The sequence below is a fragment of the Devosia sediminis genome (assembly GCF_016411825.1).
Taxonomy (GTDB): Bacteria; Pseudomonadota; Alphaproteobacteria; order Rhizobiales; family Devosiaceae; genus Devosia; species Devosia sediminis.
Map to the genome: position 1 here is coordinate 399676 of NZ_JAEKMH010000002.1, position 12288 is coordinate 411963.

13 protein-coding genes are annotated in these 12288 nt (G+C 66.1%); 4 read left to right on the plus strand and 9 right to left on the minus strand.

The annotated features are described in order from the left end of the window. Positions 1 to 61 precede the first annotated feature (61 nt). The 3 genes from smc to JEQ47_RS09280 form a co-directional block, all read right to left on the minus strand. Positions 62 to 3517: a chromosome segregation protein SMC gene (gene smc / locus JEQ47_RS09270; RefSeq protein WP_198876124.1), complete on the minus strand. Its 3456-nt coding sequence runs from the start codon at positions 3515 to 3517 to the stop codon at positions 62 to 64. Between the two features lie 168 nt (positions 3518 to 3685). Beyond that, on the minus strand, positions 3686 to 4510 hold the full coding sequence (locus tag JEQ47_RS09275; RefSeq protein WP_198876125.1) for a thioredoxin domain-containing protein: 825 nt from the start codon (positions 4508 to 4510) through the stop codon (positions 3686 to 3688). 87 nt (positions 4511 to 4597) lie between these two features. Further along, positions 4598 to 5113 (minus strand): DUF721 domain-containing protein, encoded by a 516-nt coding sequence (locus tag JEQ47_RS09280; protein ID WP_198876126.1) that lies wholly within the window; start codon positions 5111 to 5113, stop codon positions 4598 to 4600. A 102-nt stretch (positions 5114 to 5215) separates the two neighbouring features. On the opposite strand from JEQ47_RS09280, the gene JEQ47_RS09285 reads away from it, so the two are divergent. Then, positions 5216 to 6010, plus strand: a complete 795-nt coding sequence (locus JEQ47_RS09285; protein ID WP_198876127.1) for an alpha/beta fold hydrolase — start codon at positions 5216 to 5218, stop codon at positions 6008 to 6010. A 24-nt stretch (positions 6011 to 6034) separates the two neighbouring features. Next, positions 6035 to 7087, plus strand: coding sequence for an A/G-specific adenine glycosylase (locus JEQ47_RS09290; RefSeq protein WP_210337978.1), 1053 nt, complete (start codon positions 6035 to 6037; stop codon positions 7085 to 7087). On the opposite strand, the gene JEQ47_RS09295 is transcribed toward JEQ47_RS09290, so the two are convergent. From JEQ47_RS09295 to JEQ47_RS09310, 4 genes are all read right to left on the minus strand, one after another. Further along, positions 7080 to 7571, minus strand: coding sequence for a GNAT family N-acetyltransferase (locus tag JEQ47_RS09295; RefSeq protein WP_198876128.1), 492 nt, complete (start codon positions 7569 to 7571; stop codon positions 7080 to 7082). The genes JEQ47_RS09290 and JEQ47_RS09295 overlap by 8 nt on opposite strands. 112 nt (positions 7572 to 7683) lie before the next feature. Beyond that, positions 7684 to 8793, minus strand: a complete 1110-nt coding sequence (locus JEQ47_RS09300) for a site-specific DNA-methyltransferase (RefSeq protein WP_198876837.1) — start codon at positions 8791 to 8793, stop codon at positions 7684 to 7686. A gap of 109 nt (positions 8794 to 8902) precedes the next feature. Further along, on the minus strand, positions 8903 to 9595 hold the full coding sequence (gene rnhB / locus JEQ47_RS09305; protein WP_407931778.1) for a ribonuclease HII: 693 nt from the start codon (positions 9593 to 9595) through the stop codon (positions 8903 to 8905). A 2-nt stretch (positions 9596 to 9597) separates the two neighbouring features. Beyond that, a complete protein-coding gene (locus JEQ47_RS09310; protein ID WP_198876129.1) occupies positions 9598 to 9963 on the minus strand; it encodes a DUF4180 domain-containing protein in 366 nt (121 codons plus the stop codon). 106 nt (positions 9964 to 10069) lie between these two features. Between JEQ47_RS09310 and JEQ47_RS09315 the strand changes: the two genes are divergently transcribed. Then, positions 10070 to 10651 (plus strand): DUF1176 domain-containing protein, encoded by a 582-nt coding sequence (locus JEQ47_RS09315; RefSeq protein ID WP_198876130.1) that lies wholly within the window; start codon positions 10070 to 10072, stop codon positions 10649 to 10651. Here JEQ47_RS09315 and JEQ47_RS09320 read toward each other — a convergent pair. Both JEQ47_RS09320 and JEQ47_RS20655 read right to left on the minus strand, forming a co-directional pair. Beyond that, the gene (locus JEQ47_RS09320; RefSeq protein WP_328768973.1) at positions 10648 to 11139 is read right to left on the minus strand and encodes a phosphotransferase; all 492 of its coding nucleotides are present in this window, start codon (positions 11137 to 11139) and stop codon (positions 10648 to 10650) included. The genes JEQ47_RS09315 and JEQ47_RS09320 overlap by 4 nt on opposite strands. Further along, complete coding sequence (locus tag JEQ47_RS20655) at positions 11021 to 11521, minus strand: phosphotransferase family protein (protein ID WP_236020765.1); 501 nt, start codon at positions 11519 to 11521, stop codon at positions 11021 to 11023. Before JEQ47_RS20655 ends, JEQ47_RS09320 begins: the two co-directional genes overlap by 119 nt. Positions 11522 to 11590: 69 nt before the next feature. On the opposite strand from JEQ47_RS20655, the gene JEQ47_RS09325 reads away from it, so the two are divergent. Beyond that, the gene (locus JEQ47_RS09325; RefSeq protein WP_198876132.1) at positions 11591 to 12280 is read left to right on the plus strand and encodes an HAD family hydrolase; all 690 of its coding nucleotides are present in this window, start codon (positions 11591 to 11593) and stop codon (positions 12278 to 12280) included. Positions 12281 to 12288: the final 8 nt, after the last annotated feature.

The following is a 12288-nucleotide window of genomic DNA, read 5'->3' on the forward strand; positions in this document are numbered from 1 at the left end:
ATAGGCCCCGGCTTTCGCCGGGGTGACAATCGAGTACTCAGTCGAGGAGCTGGAGCGACGGTTAAACCGCCTCGCGGAAACTCTCGGCTGTCGTCAGGTCCACAGACACGAGTTGCGAAACCCCGCGTTCGGCCATGGTAACGCCGAACAGGCGATCGACGCGGCTCATGGTGATCGGGTTGTGGGTGATCACCATGAAGCGCGTATTGGTGCGCTGGCGCATCGAGTCGAGCAGGTTGCAGAAGCGCTCGACATTGGCATCGTCGAGCGGCGCATCCACTTCGTCGAGCACGCAGATCGGCGCCGGGTTGGTCAGGAACACCGCAAAGATCAGCGACATGGCGGTCAGCGCCTGTTCGCCGCCCGAGAGCAGCGTCATGGTCTGCGGCTTCTTGCCGGGCGGACGGGCGATGATCTCGAGCCCGGCTTCCAGCGGATCGTCGCTTTCGACAAAGGTGAGCTCGGCCGTGCCGCCCCCGAACAGGGTCGTGAACAGCTCCTGGAAATGCGCATTGACCTTGCCGAAGGCCTCGTTGAGACGGGCGCGGCCCTCGCGGTTGAGCGCGGCAATACCGCCCCGGAGCTTGGCAATGGCTTCGATGATGTCGTCGCGGTCGCGCACCATCGTGTCGAGCTTTTCCTGAACCTCCGCGGCTTCCTTTTCGGCCGAAAGATTGACCCCGCCCAGCCGCTCGCGCTCGGACTTGAGCCGGTCCACCTTCTGTTCGATGGACTGCTCGGAGGGGAGCGCCTCCTCGGGGCGGATGCCGGAGGCTTCGAGCGTCTTCTGCGCCGGAATGCCGAGGGATTCTTCGGTCTGCCGCTCCACCTGCTGGCGCTGGGCAATGGCGCCCTTGAGACGCTCCTCGATGCGGCCGAGATCGATGCGGACGGCGTTGAGCGCGTCACCGGCGGATTTGAGGGCCCGGTCCGCCTCGCGCCAGGCGGTCTGCGCCGCATTGAGCCGGTCGCCCGACGTCTGGTGGTCGGCGCGGGCGACCTCGATCTGGTCGTCGAGCTGCGCCTTGCGACTGGCAAAACCGTCAGGCGCCTCGGCAAGGCTGGTGAGCTGGGCCTCAACTTCCGCCATGCGCTGGTCCAGCGTCGCCAACTGGCTTTCGGCGCCATCCCGGCGGCGCTGCCAGCTGGCGCTGTCGCGGGCAAGCTGGTCGAGCCTTGCGGCACGCATGCGGCCGGCCGATTCCACGGTGCTAAGTTTGAGCCGCGCCTGGTCGGCCCGGTCGCGCAATCCGGTCAGGCGCTGCTGCGCCGCGGCGGCGGCATTGGCGAGAAGGGATTCGTCGCCGGTCTGGGTGAGGCGGGCTGCGGCATCGGCCTGCGCGCTGTCGGCTTCGACAAGGCTGGCGCCGAGGCGGGTCTGCGCATCGTCGAGGGTGGAGCGGCGGGTTGCCAGGTCGCCCATGGCGCGCTGCGCCGTGTCGAGCGCGGCCTGCGCCGCGCCGATGGCATGCTGGGCCCGGCGCCAGTCCTCGCGGCGGGCGCGTTCATCCTGCCGGGCGGCATCGAGCGTTGTCGCGAGCGCATCGACCTCGCGCTTGCGCGCATTGCGCTCGCCCTTGGCGCGCAGGATTTCCTCGTCGAGTTCGCTGAGGCGATTGCGCTGGGCGAGCCGCTGCGCAGCGGCGCTGGGCGCATCGGCGGCGGCGACAAAGCCGTCCCAGCGCCAGAGCGCGCCCTCCAGCGTCACCAGCCGCTGGCCGGGCTTGAGGGCCTTCATCAGTGCGGGGCCATCGACCGCATCGACGAGACCGATCTGGTCGAGCCGGCGCTTCAAGAGCGGCGTGCCCTTGACGTGGCGGCTCAGCGGCTCGGCGGCCTGCGGCAAAGCGGGGTCGTCGCGGCCATCGAGCGCCACCGACCAGTGGATCGGCGCGCCGGCGTCGGAGGAGGCGTCGAGATCGTCGCCGAGAGCAGCGCCCAGCGCCGTTTCGTAGCCCGGTTCCACAGTGAGTTCGTCCACCACGGAGGGCCAGAGGCCGGCACCGGTATTGAGCATCTTCGCCAGCGTCGAGGCTTCCGCCTCCAGCCGGGTGACCAGCGCATCGAGTTCGGCGAGCCGCGGACGGGCGGCATCGAGTTCCGCCTGCGCCTGGCGCGCGGCCTCTTCACTGGCAAGTGCCGCGGTTTCGGCTGCTGTCGTGCTGGCCTGCGCCCTTTCCAGTGCCGCACGCCGGGCCGTCACTGTTTCATCGGCGTCGAGTTTCGCGATCACCCCGGCGCGCTCGCGCTCGATGTCGTCCGCCTGCTGGATGAGGCGGGCCCGCCGGGCTTCCGCCTCGGCGAGATTGCGCTGCGCCTGCACCCGCTGGGCGCGGATGTCGGCCAATGCTTCGGCTGCCTTGCGGGCCGCCTCGTCCGCTGCGGCCACGGCGGCGCGGGCGGCTTCGGCCTCAAGTCGGGCGGCGTCGAAATCGGCCTGCGCGGCCTGCTGCTCGGCCGCCAGATGGGCCTGTTCCTCGCCATAGGCGGCCAGCGTCGCCTCGGCCTCGCTGACCAGCTCGCGCTCGCGCGTGCCATCCGCGGCGATCTGGCGGAGCCGATCCTCGAGTTCGGTGCGGCGCTGGCTGATGCGGCGAGCTTCCTCGGCCAGTTGTTCGGCAAGGATCGTGTAGCGCTGCAGCACGGCGCCGGTGACGGCTTCGCGTTCGCGCAGCGGCGTCAATGCCGCCTCGGCCGCTTCGGATGCCTTCTGCGCGGTCAGCTCGGCATGGGTGGCGTCGGCAAGCTGCCGGATCAAGACGGCCTGCGCCGCCTCGGTTTCCTTTTCGGCCACGCGCGCAGCAACCCAGCGGATATGGTAGAGCGTCGCCTCGGCGCGGCGGATATCGCCGGAAAGGCCGCGATAGCGGATGGCCAGGCGCGCTTGGCGCTTGAGCGTTTCGAGCTGCGTCTCGACCTGGGCGATGACATCGTCGACGCGTTCGAGATTGGCCTCGGCGGCGCGCAGCCGCAGTTCCGCCTCGTGGCGGCGCGAGTGGAGGCCCGAAATGCCGGCGGCCTCCTCGAGCAGGGCACGCCGGGCCGTGGGCTTGGCCGCGATCAGTTCGCCGATCTGCCCCTGCCGCACCATGGCCGGCGAATGGGCGCCGGTCGAGGCATCGGCAAACAGCAATTGCACGTCGCGGGCGCGCACTTCCTTGCCGTTGACCCGATAGACCGACCCGGCCTCGCGCTCTATGCGGCGGGTGACCTCAAGCACATCGGCGGTATTGAGCGCGGCCGGCGCGGTGCGGTCGCTATTGTCAAGAACCAGGGTGACTTCGGCGGTATTGCGCGCGGGCCGGTTGCCGGAACCGGAAAAGATGACGTCGTCCATGCCCGAGGCGCGCATGGCCCTGTACGAGCTTTCGCCCATGACCCAGCGCATGGCCTCGACGAGGTTGGACTTGCCGCAGCCATTGGGGCCGACAATGCCGGTGAGGCCGGGCTCCATGACGAGCACAGTCTCATCGGAGAACGATTTGAAGCCATGCAGCTTGAGGCGGGAGAATTTCATGGTCGCCCTCCACCCCTCTCCCCTATTGGGGAAAGGTGCGCGGAGGGTCGCCGAATTCGCGGATGCGAATTTCGGTTGGGATAGGGGGTGTTTCGCAACAGTGCGCACCCCTCATCCGGCGCTGCGCGCCACCTTCTCCCACATGGGGAGAAGGTAAGGTCGATCTGCTTACTGCGCAGGGGCGACTTCGTTTGCCGGTGCCATGGTATTGGCAGGCGCCATCGTGTCGACCGGGGTCGTGGCATTGTTGGCCGGAGCGGTGGTGGCGTCAGCGGCCGGCGCTGCCGGAGTGGTAGCGGCCGGGGCCTCGGCAGGAGCTTCAGTGGGGACGAAATCGGCAGGCACGAGCGGATCGATGACAGCGCCAAGCTGTTCGATATCGTAACCGGTCGTGACCTTGTTGCCGTTGACAAAGAAGCTCGGCGTCCCGGTGACATCAAATTCGTCCATGGCCTGGGTGCGCAAGGCTTCCATACCCGCGAGCAGCTCCTGATTCGTCAAGGCGGCGTCGAAGGTTTCCTGGGTAAAGCCGAGCTGCTGGGCAATCCGGAAGATTTCCGTAGCCGGCGCGGCCATCCAGGTATTCTGGGTCGCGAAATAGGTGGAAAGGACTTCCTCGTAGCGCTCGGCGCCAGCGGCCTCGGCCAGCATGAACACGGCAGCGTCCACCTCGTTGCGCAGGAACGGGCGCACGATGAACTTGATCTTGCCGGTGTCGATATATTCGCTCTTGAGCTGCGGATAGGTCGTGTTGTGGAACGACGCGCAATGCGGACAGGTGGGCGACGCATATTCGATGACGGTGACCGGAGCATCGACATTGCCTTCGACCTTGTCGACAATGCCGCCGGCGGGCGACATGATCGGCTGGTCTGCCTGCGCCGTGGCTGCCGAAACCTCTCCCGAATTGAGCAGGGTATAGGCGCCACCGCCGGCTGCGACAACGGCAACAGCGGCTCCGGCGATGATGAAATTGCGGCGGTTCGTGGTCAATTTGGTCTCCTGGACGCTTTCGGGGCGACACTACACATGAAGTTGTGGCGGGCAAGTGCCCACTGAGTTCACTTGGGGGTGAACAGTCTATTTCCCGTTGCGGGACGATCTGCGCGAGAGCGCCAGCCCAAGGGCCTGCAACGCTTCCCGCAGATCATCGTCCTCGACCTGTTCGGTCGCTTTGCCGACCTTCGCGATCTCGCTCTGGCTCGGTTGCCGGGGTTCTTGCACCCGCCGGCCTGAACCCGAGCTGAACGGCTCTGCCGACAAACGGACATCATTGACCAGAAGATAGCCGAAATACCGGTTGACCGCAGCCGCAATCGCCGGCGCCTCGTGCTGCGCGAACAGCGCCTGGCCGGGAGCGCAGCGCAGGTACAGCGTTGCCCCCTCGGCGCTGCGTTCGCCGCGCGGCCAGGCCAGCTTGTCGGGCAGGGTGGTCTCGTCGAACGGCTTGGGCGCGATCTGGCGCCAGTGGGTGATGATGTCCCGCCCGGCAAAGCCGCGCTTTTTCAGCACCGGATCGAGCGCGCCACTGAGCGCATCAGCCACGCTGAGCGTCTTGTTGCGGCGTTTCGGTTCGGGCAGTTCATCCTTGGCCATCGCTCAGATATCGCCTGCCGGGCCGCGAGCACAAGGGCCGGATCGACATGTCGAATTGCGGCTTGCTCCTTCGTCGTCCCGATAATCAGCAAGGAGGATCCCATGGCCACGCTCACTTCCAAGGACGGCAGCACCATCGGCTACGACACGACCGGCAGCGGTCCCGTCATCATTCTGGTGGCTGGCGCTACGCAATATCGCGCTGTCGACAACACCACGCCAAGGCTCATCGAGATGCTGTCCGCACGCTTCACGGTCGTCAACTACGACCGCCGCGGGCGTGGCGAATCCACGGAAGTCGCGCCCTATGCAGTGGCGCGCGAAATCGAGGATATCGAAGCGCTGATCGATGCGCATGGTGGCCGGGCCGGGCTCTATGGCATGTCCTCGGGCGCCGTGCTGGCGCTCGAGGCCGGCGTCGCGCTGCCGGGCAAGGTCACGGGCGTGCTGCTTTATGAGCCGCCGGTCAGCGTCGAGCAGTCGTCCGCGGACTATTGGAAACAACATGCCGAAGTGGCGGCCATGGCCGAACGCGGCGATGCCGATGGCATGATGAGCCATTTCATGGGTGCCTTCATGTCGCCCGAGGAACTGGCGGGTTTCAAGCAGTCCCCGGCCTGGCCGCCGTTTGCCGCGGTGGGCCTCACCATCGAGCACGATTATCGCGTCATGGCCGAAGCCAAGGACGGCGACCGCCATCCCGCGCGCTGGCAGGCCATCGCCGTGCCGGTGCTGGTGGTCAATGGCGACAGCAGCTTCCCCTTTATCGACGCCGGTGCGGCTTGGGTGGCTGCCGGAGTGCCCAGGGCCCAGCGGCGCGTGCTGGCCGGCCAGGGGCATGACGTCAGTCCCGAGGCGCTGGCGCCAGTGATGACGGAATTTTTTGGCGCATTCTGACCACGCGACAGGATATGAGGGGCCATGCCCCTCAGCCATCCGCATCCGATAGATTCTCCCGCCGTGCTCGCCTGGTATGATCGCCATGCACGCGACCTGCCATGGCGGGTGTCGCCAGGGGACAGGCGCGCCGGGATTAACCCTGATCCCTATCGGGTGTGGCTGAGCGAAGTCATGCTGCAGCAGACCACCGTTGCGGCCGTGAAAAGCTATTTCCTGCGCTTCACCAGTCTTTGGCCGACTGTGCGGGACCTGGCGGCCGCGCCGCTCGACGCCGTACTGCGCGAATGGGCCGGGCTCGGCTACTACGCAAGGGCTCGCAATCTCCACGCTTGCGCCGAGGCTGTGGTGCGCGATCACGGTGGAGTCTTTCCCGATACGGCGGCAGGGTTGCAGAGCCTGCCGGGCATTGGCGCCTATACCAGCGCGGCCATAGCGGCGATCTGCTTCGATGAGCGCGTGGCCGTGCTCGATGGCAATCTCGATCGGGTGCTGGCGCGCTATTATGCGCTCGAGGTGCCGGTGCGCGAGGCCAAGGATGAATTGCGCGGTGCGCTGCAACTGGCCGTGCCCGAAAGATCAGGCGACTTCGCCCAGGCCATGATGGATCTGGGCGCGACCATCTGCGCGCCGCGCGCAGCCATGTGCCTGGTCTGCCCTCTGCACGACGGCTGCGAGGCGCGCGCCGAGGGCGACCCGCTCCGCTATCCAGTCAAGCCGGTCAAGGCCGAGCGGCCGGTGCGCCGCGGGCACGCCTATGTCATGCGCGACGCGGCCGGCGACGTCTATCTCCAGACCCGCCCAGCAAAAGGCCTACTGGCTAGCATGACCGAAGTTCCGACGTCGGATTGGGCGGCGGACCTCCCCGAGCCGCACTATCCCGCCGAAGGCAACTGGCGGTGGCACGGACAGGTGGTTCACATCTTCACCCATTTCCGGCTGGAACTCGATGTGTGGTCTGCCGTGGTGGCACCGGAAGGCCTCGACGCGGGGTGGTGGGCTGCGCCCGGGACGCTCGCAGGCGAAGCCCTGCCGACACTGTTCCGGAAAGTCCTGGCGGAGGCCGGTCTCAGTTGAACAGCAGGCCCATGGTGAGAATGTCCTGATACTCGCCGCCCCGCAGTATGGCCCGCCGGCGCCGGCCTTCATGGACAAAGCCGACCTTCTCATAAAGCCGGATGGCGGGAAGATTGCTGCTGTACACGTCGAGCTCCACCCGCTCGAAACCCGAAGCCGCGGCAACAAGGGTCTCGGTAATGAGCTGGTGGCCGATGCCACGACCGCGGTGACTGGCCACCAGGCCCATGCCCAGCGAGCCGCAGTGCTCGGAACCGCTTTCGTCGCTGCGGCAGATATCGCACCAGCCCACGATCCGACCCTCATCGACCGCCACCCATTGCGGATTGCCCTTCTCGATATTGGCGGCGATGAACTCGCGCGACGCCTCGACCGGCGGTGCCTCGGTCAACCGCAGGTAGCGGTTTTCGCGCGCGACACTGTCGAGCGCGGCGTGGAAGCCCTCTGCGTCGGCCTCGGTGATGGGGCGAATAGTGATCGTCATGGACCATGCAGGTTGTGAACTGCATCAGCCTACAACGGCGGGGCAACAAACAAAAAGGCCGCCGGGGGACCGGCGGCCAGTGAGTTGGGCCTGAGAGTGATTGGAGGTCAGATCAGGCGGAAAGCAATTCCAGTTTCTGACGGATATCGTTCCGAAGCACGTCGATCGGCTCGATACGTCCAGATTGTTCGTGGTGCCAGAACGTCCACCCGTTGCATGACTCGGCTCCTTGAACCAGCGCACCGACCTTGTGGATCGATCCCTGGTGTGGACCCGAGACGAGCGAGCCGTCTGCACGAACCATGGCAGAGTAACGTTTCGTTAAGTCGAAAAGTTGCGTCCCGACATCGAGCAATCCCTGCTCGACCAGCGAGCCGAAGGGAATGCGCGTCTCCTTGCGCTTCGGGGTCACCGACTGCAGCGCCTCGAACACGCCCGGACGGATGGTGGCGATGCGCTGGCGGGCGCCGGCAATATAGCTTGCCTCGCGTTCGATGCCGATGAAATGCCGCCCCAGCTTGCGGGCCACCGCGCCCGTCGTGCCGGTGCCGAAGAACGGGTCGAGCACGATGTCGCCCGGCTTGGTCGTCGCATTGAGGATGCGGAACAGCAGTGCTTCGGGCTTCTGCGTCGGATGCAGCTTGCCGTCGTCTTCGCCTTTCAGCCGCTCGGCGCCGGTGCAGATCGGGAACAGCCAGTCCGAGCGCATCTGCGTATCGTCATTGGCCAGCTTCATGGCCTCGTAATTGAAGGTGACGCGGCTCTTCTGGCTCTTGGCGGCCCAGATCAGCGTCTCGTGCGCATTGGTGAACCGTGTGCCGCGGAAGTTGGGCATCGGGTTGGCCTTGCGCCAGACCACGTCGTTGAGCATCCAGAAACCCAGGTCCTGGAGCGCCGTGCCGACGCGGAAGATGTTGTGGTAGGAGCCGATGACCCACATGGCGCCATCGGGCTTGAGCAGGCGCCGGGCGGCCGTCATCCACGCCTTGGTGAACGCGTCGTAATGGGCAAAGCTGTCGAACTTGTCCCAGTCGTCGTCCACCGCATCGACCTTGGATTGGTCGGGGCGGGTGAGCCCCTGTTCCAGTTGCAGGTTATAGGGGGGATCAGCGAAAATGAGATCGATAGAGCCGGCCGGCAGACTATTCATGTGCTCGATGCAATCGCCCACAAGGATAGTATCGATCGGAAGGCGTGTGCCCTCCCTTTCCGCATCGGCCATACGGGCCGTACGCGCGGTACGCAACATGCACTTAACCCTAACGCAGTACTAACAAGACCGTTATAGGGCCACGAGGTTAATGGAGCGTTCGCAAGGGGTTAGCGAGGGGTTAACCGGTGATTTCCACCACGGTGGCGCGCACCAGAAGGGCCGCTACCGGCGCAAATTCCGCGCGGTGATGGCGGCAGGGGCCGTGCGTGTCGAGCGCCGCCAGATGCGCCGCGGTGGAATAGCCCTTGTGGCCCGAGAAGCCGAAATGCGGGGCGTCGCAATCCATGATCGCACACATGCGGTCGCGCGTGACCTTGGCGACGATCGAAGCCGCCGCGATGGAGACGCTGCGCCCGTCGCCGCCGATCAGGGCCAGGCCCGGACAGGGGAGACCCGGCGGCACGTCGCGGCCATCCACCAGCACGCGGTCGACGGCACGGGGCAGGGCCCGCACGGCCCGCGCCATGGCCGCCAGCGTCGCGCCGCGGATGTTGAGCGTTAGGATGTCGCTGGGCGGCGCCGAGACGATCGCGACCTCCGCCGTCGCCATGATGATGTCGAAGAGTTCCTCACGCCGCTCGGCGGTCAGTTTCTTGGAATCGTTGAGGCCCTCGGGAATGCGATCCGGATCGAGCCGCACGGCGGCGACCACGACCGGCCCGGCCAGCGGCCCGCGTCCCGCTTCATCGACACCGGCCACCAGCCTGGCGCCACGCGAGAGCAGCATCTGCTCGTGGCTGAAATCGGGATATCCCGTTTCGCCGGCGAAAAGCTCGCTGCTGGTCTCGATGGTGACGGTCCGCTTCGCCATCGTTAGCCCTTCCGTCCCAGCGCCGCGGCCAACGCCACCTCGTCGCCCACGAACAGATGGTGGCCGATACGATTGGTCTCGCCCACGAAGTCGCGCAGCGCCTTACTCGCCTCGGTGTGGCGGGAAATGTCGCCCACAATGGCCAGGCGCATCTGGTAGTTCTGCAGCTTCTGGAAAAAGTGGCCGGCTTCCTTGCTGGAAAGGTCGAAGAAGCTGGGCGCGAAGCGGCTGGCGGGGACGGCGATCATGTCCGTCTCTGTGCCATAGGTTTCACCCAGCAGGTCAAGCGCGTCCTGTTCACTTTTGAGCGCAGGTCCCTCGGCGGCAACAAAAAACACGACCGTGTCATTGAAGGATTTCGTGTTCATGCCAATCTCGGTCTGCCGAAGGTCCGCCCATTGGTGGCCACTTTTCGCGTCCACGCTCCTGCTGATACAAGAGTCTGGCCGGGGGGCAAAGGCGAGAGAGACTTTGATGCGTAAAGCAAGCGGCCTTGTGGCATTCCTGCTGCTATCCGTCCCGGCGGCAGCGGAACCCTTCCACCACCCCTTCGGCGAGTGGCGCGAATATCACCGGGACTGGCTTGCCGCCTGCCCCGATAACATCGTCGAAGGTTCCCCCGACTTCTACGGCTATTCGTGCTTCGCCTCGACCGGCAGCCAGGAGGTCAACGGCGCCAACCTGCCGGCCTATAAGCTGACGCTGATCCGCAACCGCCTTGATGGCACGCTCGACCTCGCCATTACCGTGGCTCCCGACAAGGGCGAATACGATGCGTCCCGCCCCATCACCCTGCAGTTTTCCGGCCAGCAGCCGGTGGCTTTGGCGATGGGGACTGATATCGAAACCCGCTTCAACACGGTCAACCAGTTCTTCATTGTCGATCCCGATCGGCTCGCTGGCCTGATCGACACGATGACCGAGCGCAATGCGGTGACCCTCTCCGTGCCGCTGGTCGGGCAAGAGCAGCCGGTCAGCACCTGGCTCTCGCTGCGCGGCGTTCTGGCCTCGCTCGATTTCATGGATACCTATTCTCGCCGGGTCGCGCAGTACTAGCGGCGGGCCATGGCCCAGGGCACGACCTCTTCGAGCATGGCGGCAACGCTGGCGCCGTCCTCATGCTCGACGGCGATCTCCCAGAGCCGATGGATGTCGGCCAGCAAGAGCACCCGCTCGCGATCGATGCTGCGGCCGCTGTGGCGTTCATAGGATGCGATGATGCGGCCGGTCAGGTCCACATCGATCAGCATCGAATAGACGAATTCCCGGTGCACCGGTCCGAAGCCGGAATCGCCGAAGTCGAACACGCCGGCCAGCCGCCCGCTGCGCATGTCGAAGGCCATGTTCCAGCCATGCGCATCGAAATGGCCATAGGTCTCGCCATGCGGGTCGGGCGGCAGCTCCGCCCAGGCCATGAGAGCGCGATCAGCCCATGACCTGATGGGGTCGGGCAGGTGACGCCAGGCGTTCCGGCGAATGGTGTCGGCATCGAGCCAGGGGTCGCAGTCGCCTATGCCCAAAGCCCGGACATGGCCCAGGTCGATGGCATGCAACTGGGCGAAGAACCGCCCCAATGCCTCGCCCGCGGCGGTGCGTCAGGGTGGCGTAGAGCGCCGGCAGCAGCGACACGCCGGGGATCTTGGCATGCATGGAATGCAGTACCGGCGCCTCGAACAGCGCTATGGCCGCCACCGGCATTTCCACCGCTCCGCGCACCACATCGAGCACCGCGGCTTCGCGGCGCAGGCCTTCCACGCCCAGTTGGTGGCGTGGAAACTTGAGGATCCAGCGGTCATCCACGTCGAGGGCGACGCTGTCCCAGCCATCGGCGAGAATGCTGAAACGGGCGCCCTCCAGTTCGGGATGGGCCTCGATCGCCCACTGCGTCAGCCGGGCCAGGGTCATGTCGGGCGGCAGGTCTGGCATGCTCGTCGGATGGTTGACGCTCGCGCGTGTTTGGTGTGGTTTGCCGCTCCCTTATGGACGGAAACTCCTATGCCCCTCAAGCCTGGCGCCGCACTGCTGTTCGATATCGACGGCACGCTGGTGGAAAGCGATCCCCTGCACCTCGAGGCGTTCAACATTGTCTTCGAGCCCTATGGCCATGTCTTCGACAAGGAGCGCTTCGGGCGCGAATTGCAGGGACTGGCCAATGTGGCCATCGGCGCGCGCTTCCTGCCCGATCTGACGCCGGAGCGGCAATGGGATGTCATGATGGGCAAGGAAGCCAAGTTCCGCGAGCTGGCCGCAGCGGGCATCGAGCCGGTGCCGGGCCTTTTCGATCTGCTCGACTGGGCCGATGCGCATGAGGTGCCCATGGTCGCCGTCACCAACGCGCCGCGGCCCAATGCCGAACTGCTGCTCGACGCGATCGGCGTTCGTGCCCGGTTCCGCCACCTCGTCATCGGCGATGAGCTGGCCCATGGCAAGCCGCATCCGCTGCCCTATCTGGAGGGCCTGCGGTTGCTCGGGGCAGAGCCTGTGCATAGCGTCGCCTTCGAGGATTCGCGTACCGGCATCGCCTCGGCCACGGCCGCCGGTATTGCCACGGTCGGCATGGCGACGGGGCTGGCGCCCGACCAGTTGGTCGAAGCCGGCGCGACCATCGCCGCCCACGACTATCGGGACGCAGCGCTGCTGGACCTCGTCAAGACACGCCTCCTGGCCGATCTCGCACCCGCTTGACTCACCGC